This window comes from Pseudomonas sp. MDT1-17 (assembly GCF_054898105.1).
The window spans coordinates 3,067,352-3,081,415 of record NZ_JBUBVM010000001.1; the positions used below are offsets into that span (position 1 = coordinate 3,067,352).

At 56.8% G+C, this 14,064-nt stretch carries 15 protein-coding genes; 9 read left to right on the forward strand and 6 right to left on the reverse strand.

Annotated features, from left to right (window positions below):
- Positions 1 to 124 precede the first annotated feature (124 nt).
- From ACYZTX_RS14200 to ACYZTX_RS14215, 4 genes are all read left to right on the forward strand, one after another.
- The gene (locus tag ACYZTX_RS14200; RefSeq protein ID WP_462034574.1) at positions 125 to 1,447 is read left to right on the forward strand and encodes an MFS transporter; all 1,323 of its coding nucleotides are present in this window, start codon (positions 125 to 127) and stop codon (positions 1,445 to 1,447) included.
- Between the two features lie 21 nt (positions 1,448 to 1,468).
- On the forward strand, positions 1,469 to 2,461 hold the full coding sequence (gene araD1 / locus ACYZTX_RS14205) for an AraD1 family protein (protein ID WP_462034575.1): 993 nt from the start codon (positions 1,469 to 1,471) through the stop codon (positions 2,459 to 2,461).
- Between the two features lie 10 nt (positions 2,462 to 2,471).
- Positions 2,472 to 4,052, forward strand: a complete 1,581-nt coding sequence (locus ACYZTX_RS14210; protein WP_462034576.1) for an aldehyde dehydrogenase (NADP(+)) — start codon at positions 2,472 to 2,474, stop codon at positions 4,050 to 4,052.
- Between the two features lie 463 nt (positions 4,053 to 4,515).
- Complete coding sequence (locus ACYZTX_RS14215; protein ID WP_462034577.1) at positions 4,516 to 6,024, forward strand: tripartite tricarboxylate transporter permease; 1,509 nt, start codon at positions 4,516 to 4,518, stop codon at positions 6,022 to 6,024.
- Between the two features lie 61 nt (positions 6,025 to 6,085).
- On the opposite strand, the gene ACYZTX_RS14220 is transcribed toward ACYZTX_RS14215, so the two are convergent.
- From ACYZTX_RS14220 to ACYZTX_RS14235, 4 genes are all read right to left on the reverse strand, one after another.
- The gene (locus tag ACYZTX_RS14220) at positions 6,086 to 6,505 is read right to left on the reverse strand and encodes an organic hydroperoxide resistance protein (RefSeq protein ID WP_462034578.1); all 420 of its coding nucleotides are present in this window, start codon (positions 6,503 to 6,505) and stop codon (positions 6,086 to 6,088) included.
- 230 nt (positions 6,506 to 6,735) lie between these two features.
- Positions 6,736 to 7,242: a peptide-methionine (S)-S-oxide reductase MsrA gene (msrA, locus tag ACYZTX_RS14225; RefSeq protein WP_462034579.1), complete on the reverse strand. Its 507-nt coding sequence runs from the start codon at positions 7,240 to 7,242 to the stop codon at positions 6,736 to 6,738.
- Between the two features lie 43 nt (positions 7,243 to 7,285).
- Positions 7,286 to 7,537: a hypothetical protein gene (locus ACYZTX_RS14230; protein ID WP_462034580.1), complete on the reverse strand. Its 252-nt coding sequence runs from the start codon at positions 7,535 to 7,537 to the stop codon at positions 7,286 to 7,288.
- Between the two features lie 95 nt (positions 7,538 to 7,632).
- Positions 7,633 to 8,034: a GFA family protein gene (locus ACYZTX_RS14235; protein ID WP_462034581.1), complete on the reverse strand. Its 402-nt coding sequence runs from the start codon at positions 8,032 to 8,034 to the stop codon at positions 7,633 to 7,635.
- Positions 8,035 to 8,473: 439 nt separating this feature from the next.
- Between ACYZTX_RS14235 and ACYZTX_RS14240 the strand changes: the two genes are divergently transcribed.
- The 4 genes from ACYZTX_RS14240 (at position 8,474) to ACYZTX_RS14255 (ending at position 11,072) form a co-directional block, all read left to right on the forward strand.
- On the forward strand, positions 8,474 to 8,839 hold the full coding sequence (locus ACYZTX_RS14240) for a histone-like nucleoid-structuring protein, MvaT/MvaU family (protein WP_462034582.1): 366 nt from the start codon (positions 8,474 to 8,476) through the stop codon (positions 8,837 to 8,839).
- A gap of 330 nt (positions 8,840 to 9,169) precedes the next feature.
- Positions 9,170 to 9,820 (forward strand): hypothetical protein, encoded by a 651-nt coding sequence (locus tag ACYZTX_RS14245; protein WP_462034583.1) that lies wholly within the window; start codon positions 9,170 to 9,172, stop codon positions 9,818 to 9,820.
- Entirely contained in the window at positions 9,820 to 10,251 is a 432-nt protein-coding gene (locus ACYZTX_RS14250) for a phage holin family protein (protein ID WP_462034584.1), read from the forward strand. Before ACYZTX_RS14245 ends, ACYZTX_RS14250 begins: the two co-directional genes overlap by 1 nt.
- Entirely contained in the window at positions 10,248 to 11,072 is an 825-nt protein-coding gene (locus ACYZTX_RS14255) for a DUF3618 domain-containing protein (RefSeq protein ID WP_462034585.1), read from the forward strand. The genes ACYZTX_RS14250 and ACYZTX_RS14255 overlap by 4 nt, the downstream gene beginning before the upstream one ends.
- Before the next feature lie 76 nt (positions 11,073 to 11,148).
- Here the strand turns inward: ACYZTX_RS14255 and ACYZTX_RS14260 are convergent, their stop codons facing one another.
- On the reverse strand, positions 11,149 to 11,388 hold the full coding sequence (locus ACYZTX_RS14260; RefSeq protein ID WP_462034586.1) for a hypothetical protein: 240 nt from the start codon (positions 11,386 to 11,388) through the stop codon (positions 11,149 to 11,151).
- 237 nt (positions 11,389 to 11,625) lie between these two features.
- On the opposite strand from ACYZTX_RS14260, the gene ACYZTX_RS14265 reads away from it, so the two are divergent.
- Complete coding sequence (locus ACYZTX_RS14265; protein WP_462034587.1) at positions 11,626 to 12,780, forward strand: carboxylate-amine ligase; 1,155 nt, start codon at positions 11,626 to 11,628, stop codon at positions 12,778 to 12,780.
- Between the two features lie 134 nt (positions 12,781 to 12,914).
- Here ACYZTX_RS14265 and ACYZTX_RS14270 read toward each other — a convergent pair whose 3' ends face one another.
- Entirely contained in the window at positions 12,915 to 14,051 is a 1,137-nt protein-coding gene (locus ACYZTX_RS14270) for an ATP-binding protein (protein WP_462034588.1), read from the reverse strand.
- Between the last annotated feature and the right edge of the window lie 13 nt (positions 14,052 to 14,064).

Sequence of the window (14,064 nt, forward strand, 5' to 3'; positions counted from 1 at the left end):
TGGAAGTGTTGTTGCGTAAATAGTATTACTATATAGTCCGTTCCAGCGAAGGGATGGCCCTGGCGGTTTTCCGCGAGAGGCGTCCCCCGAGGTTCTATAACAACAACAATCGGAGACCGATCTCATGAGCCAGGAATTGCGGCTTATTCGTCGCATCACGCTGAAACTGATTCCCTTCCTCATTCTGCTGTACCTGATCGCCTATGTGGATCGCTCCGCCGTAGGTTTCGCCAAGCTGCACATGGGCGCCGATATCGGCATCGGTGACGCAGCTTACGGGCTGGGTGCCGGGCTGTTTTTCATTGGCTACTTCCTGTTGGAAATCCCCAGCAACCTGATGCTTGATCGCTTCGGCGCGCGACGCTGGTTTGCGCGGATCATGGTCACTTGGGGCGCCATCACCATCGGCATGGCCTTCGTCCAGGGCCCGCACAGTTTCTATGTGATGCGCTTTTTGCTCGGTGCGGCAGAAGCCGGGTTCTTCCCGGGCGTTCTGTACTACATCACCCAATGGTTTCCGATTCGCCATCGCGGCAAGATCCTGGGGTTGTTCATCCTCTCCCAACCCATCGCGATGATGATCACAGGTCCGGTGTCCGGCGGCTTGCTCGGCATGGACGGCATCCTTGGTCTGCACGGTTGGCAGTGGCTGTTCATTGTCATCGGCACCCCGGCGATCCTGTTGACCTGGCCGGTGCTGCGTTGGCTGCCTGATGGTCCCCAACAAGTGAAATGGATGGACCAGGCAGAGAAAGACTGGCTGGCCGGTGAGCTGAAAAAGGACCTGGAAGCCTACGGCCAGACTCGCCACGGCAACCCGTTGCACGCCCTCAAGGACAAACGCGTGTTGCTGTTGGCGCTGTTCTATCTGCCGGTGACCCTGAGCATTTACGGCCTGGGCTTGTGGCTGCCGACCCTGATCAAGCAGTTCGGTGGCACCGACCTGGTGACTGGCTTCGTGTCCTCGGTGCCGTACATCTTCGGGATCATCGGCCTACTGATCATTCCGCGCAGTTCCGACCGCTTGAATGATCGTTACGGCCACTTGGCGGTGCTTTACGTGTTGGGTGCCATCGGCCTGTTCCTCAGCGCCTGGATGACGGTGCCAGTGCTGCAACTGGCGGCCTTGTGCCTGGTGGCATTCGCGCTGTTTTCCTGCACCGCGGTGTTCTGGACCTTGCCGGGTCGTTTCTTTGCCGGTGCCAGCGCGGCGGCCGGAATCGCCTTGATCAACTCGGTAGGCAACCTCGGCGGCTATATCGGCCCGTTCGTGATCGGCGCGCTCAAGGAGTACACCGGCAGCCTGGCCTCAGGCCTGTATTTCCTTTCGGGTGTGATGGTGTTCGGGCTGATGTTGACCGGCGTGGTCTATCGCCTGCTGGAACGCAAGCATGTGCTGCCGGCCGACCAATTCGCCGCCAGTGCGCGTGGCGCGACCCGCACTTAATCTGCAAACAGGAGAAGGTTCATGCGTTTAGTTCAGTTCGAATTGAGTAACGGCGAGCGCCGGGTTGGCGTGGTCGAGGACGGTTTAGTACGCGAAGTGCAGGACGCGCGCGCGGTTCGCGACCTGGCGTTGGCGGCGATCGAGGCGGGCGCCAGCCTTGAGCAACAGGTGCAAAACCTGGGCCTGGGCATCAGCCACGACTACGCTGATCTGCTGGCCAAGCTGCGTATCCTGCCGCCGCTGGATCACCCGGACCCGGCGCACATGCTGGTCAGTGGTACCGGCCTGACCCATTTGGGCAGTGCGTCGGCGCGGGACAAGATGCATCAGCAAGTCGGCGACGAAGCCGCGATGACCGACACCATGCGCATCTTCAAATGGGGCGTGGAGGGCGGTAAACCGGCAGCGGGGCAGGCCGGCGTGCAACCGGAATGGTTCTACAAGGGTGATGGCAGCATCGTCGTGCGTCCGGGTCAACCGTTCCCGTTGCCACCGTTCGCCGAAGACGCCGGTGAAGAACCAGAGTTGAGCGGCCTCTACGTCATCGGCCACGACGGCAAGCCGTATCGCCTCGGTTTCGCGGTGGGTAACGAGTTCTCCGACCACGTGATGGAGCGCAAAAATTACCTGTACCTGGCGCACTCTAAATTGCGCAGTTGCAGTTATGGCCCGGAACTTCGGGTCGGTGAACTGCCTCAACATCTGGCAGGCACCAGCCGCATCCTGCGTGACGGTGAGGTGCTGTGGCAGAACGAGTTTCTCAGCGGTGAGGCCAACATGTGCCACAGCCTGGAAAACCTCGAGTACCACCATTTCAAGTACAGCCAGTTCCTGCGTCCAGGCGATGTGCACATTCACTTTTTCGGCACCGCGACCCTGTCCTTTGCCGACGGCATTCGCACCCAACCGGGTGACGTGTTCGAGATCAGTCAGGCCGAGTTCGGTGCACCGTTGATCAACGGTATTGCACCGGTTGAAGCGGCGTTCGAGCCCGGCACCGTCGGCACCCTTTAAGGAGACTTGCATGACCCGGATTCTTGGTCACAACTACATCGGCGGCCAGCGCAGTGCGGCCGGCCAGCTCAAACTACAGAGCGTCGACGCCAGCACGGGCGAAGCGTTGCCGTACGATTTCTCCCAGGCGACCCCTGAAGAAGTCGATGCCGCCGCCAAGGCTGCCGCCGCGGCTTATCCGACGTATCGCAGCTTGAGCGCCGAACGTCGTGCGCAATTTCTCGATGCGGTTGCCGATGAACTGGACGCCCTCGGCGATGACTTTGTCGCGCTGGTCTGCCGCGAAACCGCGCTTCCCGCCGCGCGGATTCAAGGCGAGCGCGGCCGCACCAGCGGCCAGATGCGCCTGTTCGCCAAGGTGCTGCGTCGCGGTGATTTCTACGGTGCGCGGATTGATCTGGCGTTGCCCGAGCGCAAACCGTTGCCGCGTCCGGACTTGCGCCAGTACCGCATCGGCCTCGGGCCGGTTGCCGTGTTTGGCGCCAGTAACTTTCCTTTAGCGTTCTCTACGGCTGGCGGCGACACCGCGTCGGCGTTGGCCGCAGGATGCCCAGTGGTGTTCAAGGCCCACAGCGGCCACATGGCCACGGCTGAACTCGTCGCGGATGCAATCATTCGCGCCGCCGAAAAAACCGGCATGCCGGCCGGTGTGTTCAACATGATCTACGGCGGCGGGGTCGGCGAAGCGTTGGTCAAGCACCCGGCGATTCAGGCAGTGGGTTTCACCGGTTCGCTCAAGGGTGGCCGCGCGCTGTGCGACATGGCGGCGGCACGTCCACAGCCGATCCCGGTATTCGCCGAGATGTCGAGCATCAACCCGGTGATCGTCTTGCCGCAGGCGCTGACCGCTCGGGCAGAAAGCGTCGCCCGTGAGCTGACGGCTTCGGTGGTTCAGGGCTGTGGTCAGTTCTGCACCAATCCGGGTCTGGTGATCGGTATTCGTTCGCTACAGTTCAGCGCATTCGTGCAGCAGGTGGCGGGCTTTATCGGTGATCAACCGGCGCAAACCATGCTCAATGCCGGGACGTTGAGCAGCTATGGCCAAGGCTTGCAAAAACTCCTGGCGCATCCTGGTATCGAGCATTTGGCCGGCGCTGCGCAACAGGGTACTCAAGCCCAGCCGCAACTGTTCAAGGCCGATGTCAGCCTGCTGATCGACGGCGATGAAGTGCTGCAAGAGGAAGTGTTTGGTCCGACCACTGTATTTATCGAAGTGGCGGATCAGGCGCAACTCAGCGCGGCGTTGAACGGCCTGCACGGGCAACTGACGGCGACGATCATTGGTGAGCCGGCGGACTTTGCGCAATTCGCTGAGCTGACGGCGTTGCTGGAGCAGAAGGTCGGGCGGATCCTGCTCAACGGTTATCCGACCGGTGTCGAAGTCTGCGATTCGATGGTCCATGGCGGGCCGTATCCGGCAACTTCCGATGCTCGGGGCACGTCGGTCGGCACCCTGGCCATCGATCGGTTCCTGCGCCCGGTGTGCTTCCAGAACTACCCCGACAGCCTGTTACCGGAACCGTTGAAGAACGCTAATCCGTTGCGCATCCAACGCCTGGTGAATGGCCAGCCGTCCCGCGAAGCCCTGTAACTGATCATTCCCATGCTTGGCGTCATTGGTGTCTCGTAACAACTAAAGGGGGAACTTGCTCGCCTCGTTCCCCCTTGCTCTGCCTGCCTCCAACCAACACGTTGCAATTTTACGGAGCATCGCAGACTTCAAAACAGCGCATGAGTTTTCTTTAAGGCCCGTTCCTGCGGCAGTTTGTGAAGCCGTTGCCGCCTTAAAGCCACCAATAGAGGCTGCCGACAGAACGACGTTTGTCGCTTTTCCAAAAACAAAAACAGGGTGAGTGTCCTAATCTACATTCAACCGGCACCAAAAAAACAAGTAACGGGAGAAGCTCATGTTCACTTCAGTCCGTCGATTTGTTGGCTGCTGCTCTTCTATTCGCATGCTTGGCAAGGGGATTTAGTTTAACGCCGTGCTCGGGGTTTCCATTGCGCCCCTTATCAATGACTGGATCTGACTCGGGCCGAAGGAGGTAAACAAGGTGGAAACTCTCGCGAACCTGGCCATTGGTTTTTCCGCTGCGCTAACACCGATCAACCTGATGTGGGGCTTTATCGGCTGTTTGCTCGGCACCGCCATTGGTGTCTTGCCGGGTATCGGCCCGGCACTGACCGTTGCGCTGCTGCTGCCGATTACCGCCAAGGTCGATCCTACGGGCGCCTTGATCATGTTTGCCGGTATCTATTACGGCGCGCAGTTCGGCGGCTCGACCACCTCTATCCTGCTCAATACGCCCGGTGAATCGTCCTCCATGGTCACGGCCCTGGAAGGCAATCTCATGGCCCGCAACGGTCGGGCAGGACCGGCCTTGGCAACGGCCGCGATCGGCTCATTTGTGGCCGGCACCATCGCGACGGTGTTTCTGACCCTGTTTGCCCCCATCGTTGCCACGCTGGCGCTCAAGTTTGGTCCTGCGGAGTATTTTGCGATTCTGGTGCTGTCCTTCACGACGGTGTCCGCGGTACTCGGCGCTTCAATGCTGCGCGGTTTCGCCTCACTCGGTATTGGACTGACCATCGGCTTGATCGGCCTGGACTCGACCTCAGGCATTGCCCGCTACACCTTGGGGGTGCCGGAGTTGGTTGATGGTATCGAAGTCGTGCTCGTGGCGGTCGGGTTGTTTGCCGTAGGCGAGGCCTTGTACAGCCTGCTTTATCAAAAGGAAGAAGCGTCCGGTCGGCACCGCTTGACCTCGTTGTGGATGACGCGCTCTGACTGGAAACGCTCGGTCCCCGCCTGGCTGCGGGGTACGCTGATCGGTTTTCCATTTGGGTCTATTCCGGCCGGTGGCGCTGAAATTCCGACGTTCCTGTCCTATTCGGCGGAACGCAAACTGAGCAAGTACCCGAAAGAGTTTGCTGGCAGCAAGGGTGAGGGCGCGATTGAGGGGGTTGCGGGTCCCGAAGCGGCCAACAACGCGAGCGCGACGGGTTCTTTGGTGCCCCTGCTGACGCTCGGCATACCGACGTCCGCCACCGCGGCGATTTTGTTGGCCGCGTTTCAAAACTACAACCTGCAACCGGGGCCGTTGCTCTTCCAGACGTCGGGGGAGTTGGTTTGGACCCTGGTGGCCTCGCTGTATGTCGGCAACGTGATCCTGTTGATTCTGAACCTCCCGTTGGTGGGCCTTTGGGTCAAGCTCCTGCAGATTCCCCGGCCGTACCTGAACGCCGGCATTCTGGTGTTTGCCACCATCGGCGTGTACGGCATGCGCCATTCTTCCTTCGACCTGTTGCTGATGTTGGCGATTGGTTGGGGAGGGGTGTTGATGCGCCGTTTCGATTTTCCCGTCGCGCCCGTGATCGTCGGCATGCTGCTCGGGCCGATGGCTGAAAAGCAGCTGCGTAATGCCTTGTCCATCAGCGAAGGAGACTGGCTGGTGTTTGTGACGCAACCCATTGCAGCCTCGTTCCTCGCGCTCACGCTGCTGGTGCTGCTGGTCCCGCATCTGCTTCACGCCCGCGGCATCAAGTTGCATGAAGACGATTGAGCGGCTTGCAGTGATTGCCAGCACAGCCTGCCGGGAAGGCAGGCCGCACGGGGCGCTTCGGTTAAACCAGATTGATCGTGACGTCGATGTTGCCACGGGTCGCTTTGGAGTACGGGCACCTTAGGTGTGCGCCATCCACCACCGCCCGCGCGACAGCAGGGTCCAGGCCCGGAAGGCTCACATTAAGGCGAGCCTGCAGGAAAAAGGCGTCTTCGGTCTTGCCCAGGTCTACTTCGGCATCGACGGCGACGTCGGTCGGCAGGGTTACCTTCAAAGCGGCAGCCGCCTTACCCATTGCACCGATGAAGCAGGCTGACCAGCCTGCGGCCAGCAGCTGTTCGGGATTGGTGCCACTCCCTGACGAGCCAGGGGCGGAAAGCTTGACGTCCAAACGTCCATCGTCGCTTCGCGCCTCGCCGTTACGGCCTCCGGTCGTGTGGGTCTTGCCGGTATAAAGCACGGTATCGATTTCATTGATCATGAGGTGGCTCCTGCTGGGGTGTTGGGCTCTTTAGTCTGGGTTCATCGGAGAACACCAGGTTTGCGACGCCACCCACTTTTTCACCTTCATGTACTGCGTATGTGTCCTGATCCGGGGGTTGTGTATCGCTGTGTAAGATCGCCAGCGAAAATACAGACCGATACAAATCCCCCGGGGCAGAAACGGTCTCGCCGACAGCCACCGGCTGGGACCGTTTTTTGGTCTCACCATCACCCTCGTTTGGGCAGTTTCCAGTCTGGGCGAATGAAATGGCAGGTGTAGCCGTTGGGATAGTGTTCGAGGTAGTCCTGATGTTCCGGCTCTGCCTCCCAGAATGGGCCGGCGGGCACGATTTCAGTGACGACCTTGTCGGACCACAAGCCAGATGCATCAGCGTCGGCCACCGTATCCTCGGCCATCTGCTTCTGTTCATCGCTGAGATAAAAGAGTGCCGAGCGGTAGCTCATACCCACATCGTTGCCCTGACGATTCGTCGTCGTCGGGTCGTGGATCTGGAAGAAAAACTCGAGGATCTGGCGATAGCTGATCTGGTCCGGATCGAACACGATCTCGATCGCTTCCGCGTGCGTGCCATGATTGCGGTAAGTCGCATTGGGCACATCGCCGCCCGAGTAGCCTACCCGCGTGGACAGCACGCCGGGGTAGCGTCTCAGCAAATCCTGCATGCCCCAAAAGCAGCCACCGGCCAGGATGGCCGTTTCAGTTCGCGTCGTCATAATACGGTCGCTCCCATGAGTGAATTTAGCTTCATCGCATCAATCATAACCACGACTCGGCAACACGTTGGTCCAGCTCTTCCCAATCAGCCATGCCCAACACCCTGGTCGTGTTGAGGCCCCGCAGATAACCCCTGAGCTGATTTGCCGATGCATGCAGTTTGTCTGAGCGAGCATTATCGTCGTGTAGCGCTTCCTCGTAGAGCTGCAGGTACTCGGCGACCCGGTCGCGGTACTCCGGTAACACGGCCTCAAGTATCAAGTCGAAAGTCCGCCGCTTCTGATTGGCGTTCACGGTGTTTATCCCAGGAGAGATTGAGGGCTGTTGTCTGGTTCGGTGGATCCGATATCAATGTACCTCAAATGGATTCGCCTTTTGGCCGAAAGCTATCATCCCGTCTGCGGCCACTGATCTTCGATTGCGAACCACGACGCTTTGGAATCGACGCATACGTGTTTCTGTTTCTCACTCAGAAACGGCGTATCCAGCGTGCCTATCGCCACTGACATCCACTCCGAAAATGCACCCTTGGCATCAGACCAGAACAGCGAAGAGCCGCAGTCGTTGCAGAACTGTCGGGCGACGCCTTCAGACGAATGATAGGTTTTCAGCGTCTCGACGCCCGTAATGATCGTAATCGCAGCTCCGGGCGCGCTTGCATACGTCGCGAACGCTGCCCCGTGGCCCTTGCGACATTGGCTGCAGTGGCAATGGGTAACCGCTTTCAGCTCGGCGGCCACACAATATTTTACTGCGCCGCAGAGGCAACTTCCTTGGTGGACTCCATCCATGTTCAATGTCTTCTCCGCTGTGGGTCGCGCCACTGTAGCGGGCTGCCGAGTTGAATGAAACCCAAGGGCACAGAGGCTTCGCTGGACTCGCGCATCTTGACTGAGCGCTATCTGCGCATGAGTCAGTGACGTGCTCAGCAGTGAAGTCTAAACAAGGCCGACAAACGACAGAATAACGAGGACGATCACAACTGCCCCGACGATGTAGATAATGCTGTTCATGAAAACCACCCCTCTATCTGAATAGGATTTCGACACCAAGGTGTCTAATACAAACGACACCTTCGCATGCAATTCCGTTCCACACATCAGGCTCAAAGACGGCGCTATCGCAGCAAAATTTCTTGTTTGTGATCTTTCAAACATTCTCTCGTCGCCGTTTCATGCACATCGCTGTTTTTGGTGTAACGTTAGGGGATTGATCACATAGAGATTGCCCATGTCTAAGCTCGCAGAATTTCGTCAGCTTGAAAAACACTTGGCAGAACAGCTCCAAGCGCTCGAAACCATGAAAGATGATGCTGGCCTCAAGCAGGAAATCGAATTCGAAAAGAAGCTTCGCGATCTGCTTGCGAAGTATGGCTACAGCTTGAAAGATGTGATTAGCCTTCTTGATCAACAGGCCGGTCGTCGTGCACCCACGACCGAGTCGAAGAGCAGCTCTCGCAAGCCTCGCCAGACGAAGGTCTATAAAAATCCTGAATCTGGCGAAGTAGTTGAAACCAAGGGTGGCAACCACAAAAAACTGAAAGAGTGGAAAGCGAAATACGGTTCGGACACGGTAGAGTCCTGGCTCACCCAGTGATATTGGTTTGAGTACAAAGGGCCCTCAGGGCCCTTTTTTTGTTTAGGGGTGCAACCTCTCGCTGTCCCATACCGGTTAAGGAATCGATCACGGGAACGTCCTCAGTTTCTTGGCTGTTGCGATAGAGGACGGGCCGTAAACAATGTTCCATCGAGCTGACGTAAAGGCGTATAGATCGATGGGGCCGTCCGTTTAACCTTCCGCACTGCATCGCTCATCATTTTATTGGAACTCCCATAACGCTGCTCCGTCATCTGGAATGAGGGGGGCTGCGGGTAATTCGTGGCGAACCCTGATAACGCTTTTTTCACTCAGAAGGCGAGGGACGACATGAATACTTCAGACAGCACCACTGGGAGTCAGCCAGATAAACCCAACTCCGGAGGGCCAGAGCAGAACTTTCAACATTTGAAAGAAAACGTAACAGAGGCGCTTGGCGGCGCAAGGCAGCAGGCGGATGCGCAGTTTGGGCAATACCGCGATACGGCAGCGGACCAGATCGAGGCTCTGGCTCAGGGGGCGAAATCCTTCGTTTCCGAGATTGAAAGCAAGGACACGCTAGGCATGTCCGACTACCTCGCGGATATGGCGGAGTCCATGAGCGGCTTGGCCGGGAATCTGCGTGGAAAGAGTGCCGAACAATTGCTTCATGACGGGGCGGATCTTGCTCGTAACAACCCGGCATTGTTCATCGCCGGCAGTATTGCGTTGGGCTTTGGCCTGTCGCGCTTTCTCAAGGCCGGTAGCTCGCCAGCGGCGACATTCACCGATACCAGCAACCCGGCAGCAGGCAACTCAATGCCTCCATCAGGCGGTTTCGGCGCGCAAAGACCCTATGAAACTTCAGTTGCGTCACGCGCCGATCAAGGCCCCGGCCTGGCCACTGGCATCACGCCGGCCTCGCCGAGTGAGCAAGACCCTCCTTCGGACTTCGCAACAAACTTGACACCCGGTTCAACCACCTTCAAAGGAACACTGTGATGAACAGAGAAGATTCAGATTTTCCGGGCTCAAGGCCAGTGCCCGTGCCTGATCCCGACGCTTCGGTTGTCGGGCTGATACGGCAGCTATCCCGCGAAGTGCCAGCGCTGTTTACCAAGGAACTCGCTTTGGCCAAAGCCGAGCTTCAGGCCAGCCTCACGACGCTTAAGGCCGGCATTGCTGGTGTCGCGGGTGGTGCGATTGTGCTGCTGGCGGGGTTCATCATCTTATTGATGTCCGCCGTCTACGGCCTGAGCATCATCATGGCGCCTTGGCTGGCAGCGCTGATTGTCGGTGTCGTGGTGATGATCGTTGGGTTCGCCATGCTGCAGTCAGGAAAAAAACAATTCGAACCGTCCAACTTCAAGCCTGATCGCACGCTGGATGCCTTGAACAAAGATCAGGAAGCGCTGCGGAGGAAAGTCTCATGAATAGTGAATTCGAAACCGAGTCGCAGAAAAGCCCTGAAGCCATCGAACGTGAAATCGACGCGCAGCGGGCGAGTATCGGTAACATCGTTGATGCATTGGAAAGCAAATTTACGCCAGGGCAGGTGTTTGATCAGGCGTTGTCCTTCATGCAGAGCAATGGCTCGACGTTCCTGGCCAACCTGGGCACCAGCGTTCGTAATAACCCCGTTCCCGCTGTACTGACGTCGGTCGGGTTGTTGTGGTTGATGATGAGTCAGAATCGTCCGCCGACCCCACGCCCCGGTTATCAAGTCGGTCCCGATCAGAACAGGGTTGGTGAGTGGGCCGATGGCCTTGCTGATGGCATCGACAGTGCACGTGATCATTTGCACCAGACCGCCGACACGCTCAAGGAGGGCTACCAGAGCGTCAAAGGCAAAGCGGCGAACCTGGGTGATAACCTGGGGGCTGCCACCGAAAATATCAGCCATGTCGTTCAAGACGCCAGCGACCGTTTGGTGCGTAGTACCCAAGTGATGAGCAATCAATTCAGCCATTTACTTAAGGAGCAGCCTCTGATGGTAGCCGCTGCCGGGATCGCGTTAGGGGCGATGTTGGGGGCAGCCTTGCCTTCCACAGCCACAGAGCAACGCTACCTGGGCAAGACCAGCGCAGGCCTGGCCGACAAAGTAAAACAGCAAGCACGGGAGGGATTTGAAGCGGTGCGCGATACGGTGACCAAAACGACTGATCATTCGGACGTGGGCGTGAAGCCGGAAGGGGAGATCCGCACGGCATCCGATACGTCTGCTGATCTTTCTCGAGGATTGGGAACGTCATAAAAAGGGTGGTATGAAAGGCGGGAGGTTCAATGCTGACCTCCCGCTGTTCACCGGCAAAACATACTGCCGCTTGTGGTTAATTACCATCCGCGACCTTGCGTTCTATCTCCGCTGTTTTTCGATTGAGCTCCTCAACTTCCTGCTCTTTGGTTCGGGTAGAAGAGGGTGTAATGGTTTCATCGACACCTTTGGTGTCTCTGTCCGCATGTCGCAGATTTCGTTCGACCACATTCACGGGTTTGCCGGACGTATCCGTGGGCGGGTCGTTTGACGTCGATTCTGATTCGAGGTCGTTATCGCGGTCATCATTGTTCATGTTGTTTACCTCCATTGGCGTACACATTGGATCAAGCTGTGTGGATGGAGTTCGTTGTGATTGCGGTTGAGATTCACCTGTAACGATGTCCCCGGTCCGTACACCAATCGAGGAAAAACACCCCCTGTCGGCCTTCATGAACCTGTCACCGACTCTTCAACTCCATTCAGAAGACGATGAGTGAAACGTCGGCTCTGTCGGCTGAACTGAACCTCGTACAGGAGGTAGGGAGGAGCAATGAACGGACAGCTGAAGTTCGGTATAGAAGAAGAGTATTTCATAACCGACCTGGTCACCCGGCAGATGCCAGGGAAACTTTCCCGCGCGGTGAGCGACAAGTGCAAAGCTGTCCTGGGCCAAAGCTTCGCATTCGAGATGTTCCAGGCACAGATCGAAGTAGCTTCGCCTATTTTCACGAGTCTTGCGCAAGCAGCGGATTATCTTGCTTACGCGCGCGGCACATTGCGGCACTCTCTCCAACCTTTTGGATTAGGTCTGCTTTGTGCCGGCAGTCATCCGTTGGCGGACTGGCGCATGCAACACTCCACAGACGAGAGACATTTTCAGCAGCTGTTCAACGATTACCAACGCGTAGCTCGTCGCAGTCTGCTATCGGGTTTGCACGTGCATGTGGAAATTCCGAATCACTTGGATCGAATTCAGGTGATGAACGAAGTGCTTCCGTGGATACCTTTGCTACTGGCCTTAAGTAGCTCCTCACCCTTTTGGGATGGAGGCGACAGCGGTTTTGCAAGCTATCGCCAGACAGCCTGTGATGAATGGCCTCGGATGGGCGTACCGGAGTTCCTTGAGGATCATCTCGCCTATGACGCGTACGTCGCATTTTTGATTTCAACCGGCTCGATGAAACTGCCAAATGATTGCTGGTGGGGGGTGCGGCCCTCTGCCAGGTACCCGACGCTGGAATTGCGAATGACTGACGCCTGTCCGCGTTTGGATGACGCTTTGTGTATTGCCTCTTTTTTCCGATTGTTGATCGCCTACGCTATTGAGCAACCTCGTCCAGGATCGGACTACTCGCAAAAATCCAGATGGATACTGATGGAGAATCGGTGGAGAGCTAAAAGATATGGAGTGCACACAGCGTTCATCGTTGAGGGGTACGACCGGCCATTTACGCTTGAACAATGGCTTTTCATGGCCGAGCAGATTTTGGGAGAAACAGCTCGAGCACTGGGTGTAGAGAACGTTTTTTCTCAGCTTAGACGAATTATCCGTGAAGGCATAAGTGCCGAGCGGCAACGTCATGTCTACGAAGAAGCCATAGGCAGTGGACGGAGTGTCCATGAAGCACTCTCACACGTAGTTGATCATCTGCTAATGGAGACAGCGAAAGCTCCTGTGGATGGTAATGGTCAACCGTTCACATAGGGTAAATGCGCTCAATCGCGCTAGGAGATCGGATGATTTCGATATTTGTCCCAACGGCCTGCAGTGATGAGGTTATGGTCGTGGGGAAACGCGTTCATAGGCTCAGCCATAGAACGGGTGAAATCAAAGGATGGTCATTCATTGATATGAAGCTTAGGTACTTTGACAAGGAAGGTAGTGCCGTGTCCCTGATTCGATATCACTTCGATTACGCCGCCGTGAGATGCGACGATTTCTGAAGCGATGAATAACCCCAAGCCTAATCCGTCACTAGGGCCGTGGTCGATGATCGAGTGCTGGGAAAATCGGCCCATTGGATTAAAAATGAAGGGCAAGACATCGTCTGGAATTGGCTCACCGCTATTGTGAACAGAGAAAATAACGCTGTCCTCCACGACGTCCAGCGTCACCTCTATAGGATGCTGATTGTCCCCGTGCTGTACCGCGTTGCTAATAATATTGGAGAAGACCTGCTCCATTCGCGCACCATCAAATTCTCCCTCAACCGACGCTTTCTTCTCGAAAAGAATATCAGTACCGGGATGAAAGGCCCGGATCTCATCTACGATGTGCTCGCACAGGGGCAACAGATCCAAGCCCTCTTTTTTGACGGGTATTCCTGGGCCCATCTGACACCTTGTGAGATCCAGCAGATCACCGACAATCTGACTGGCGCGCTTAACGCTGGTGTAAATTTGAGAGGAGATTTTGGTCGCCCTTACGCCTAGTCCCTCCGATCGCCTCAATACGTCAGCGCCGAGCAAGATAGCGCCCAACGGTGTTCGTAAATCATGGCCCAGAATGCCGAGAAACACGTTACGTGATGCCTCAACTGCGCGCGAGTAGCTCGCGATGGATTCTGCAAGCGCTTGGTCAATTGCTTCATGAAATCGAGTCATATCATCCACATCAAGTGGAGTGCCAGTTTTGATTTGCTTCAACCACTGACTGAGGACACTTGTCCTGAGAGCGCGATACTCCGACACCATCTGATCAATGGTGAAACCTGCCATCAATCTTGTAACCGCATGGGTCTCCGCAGGCGTTTCCGTATCGGTCGTCGGGGCATTGCCCTGTGCCTTTGCAATTTGCTCTTGCACCGATTGTTTTGTACGTAAATCGAGCACGATGGCATGAAGCATTTGTTCCGCATGATCCCGTAGTGCCTCGGTATCCAGCGGCGCACCGGGTGTGTCAATCGTACGTGCGAAATCTTCCCAAGCCTGCAGAATTGGCTCAAGGTTGTTGGTGATGAATTCTGATAGTCGCATGCCGGTATTCCAA

Coding starts and splice junctions, on each gene's coding strand:
- ACYZTX_RS14200 (WP_462034574.1), top strand. CDS start 125: ATGAGCCAGGAATTGCGGCTTATTCGTCGCATCACGCTGAAACTGATT.
- araD1 (WP_462034575.1), top strand. CDS start 1,469: ATGCGTTTAGTTCAGTTCGAATTGAGTAACGGCGAGCGCCGGGTTGGC.
- ACYZTX_RS14210 (WP_462034576.1), top strand. CDS start 2,472: ATGACCCGGATTCTTGGTCACAACTACATCGGCGGCCAGCGCAGTGCG.
- ACYZTX_RS14220 (WP_462034578.1), bottom strand. CDS start 6,505: ATGATCAATGAAATCGATACCGTGCTTTATACCGGCAAGACCCACACG.
- msrA (WP_462034579.1), bottom strand. CDS start 7,242: ATGACGACGCGAACTGAAACGGCCATCCTGGCCGGTGGCTGCTTTTGG.
- ACYZTX_RS14235 (WP_462034581.1), bottom strand. CDS start 8,034: ATGGATGGAGTCCACCAAGGAAGTTGCCTCTGCGGCGCAGTAAAATAT.
- ACYZTX_RS14240 (WP_462034582.1), top strand. CDS start 8,474: ATGTCTAAGCTCGCAGAATTTCGTCAGCTTGAAAAACACTTGGCAGAA.
- ACYZTX_RS14245 (WP_462034583.1), top strand. CDS start 9,170: ATGAATACTTCAGACAGCACCACTGGGAGTCAGCCAGATAAACCCAAC.
- ACYZTX_RS14250 (WP_462034584.1), top strand. CDS start 9,820: ATGAACAGAGAAGATTCAGATTTTCCGGGCTCAAGGCCAGTGCCCGTG.
- ACYZTX_RS14255 (WP_462034585.1), top strand. CDS start 10,248: ATGAATAGTGAATTCGAAACCGAGTCGCAGAAAAGCCCTGAAGCCATC.
- ACYZTX_RS14260 (WP_462034586.1), bottom strand. CDS start 11,388: ATGAACAATGATGACCGCGATAACGACCTCGAATCAGAATCGACGTCA.
- ACYZTX_RS14265 (WP_462034587.1), top strand. CDS start 11,626: ATGAACGGACAGCTGAAGTTCGGTATAGAAGAAGAGTATTTCATAACC.
- ACYZTX_RS14270 (WP_462034588.1), bottom strand. CDS start 14,051: ATGCGACTATCAGAATTCATCACCAACAACCTTGAGCCAATTCTGCAG.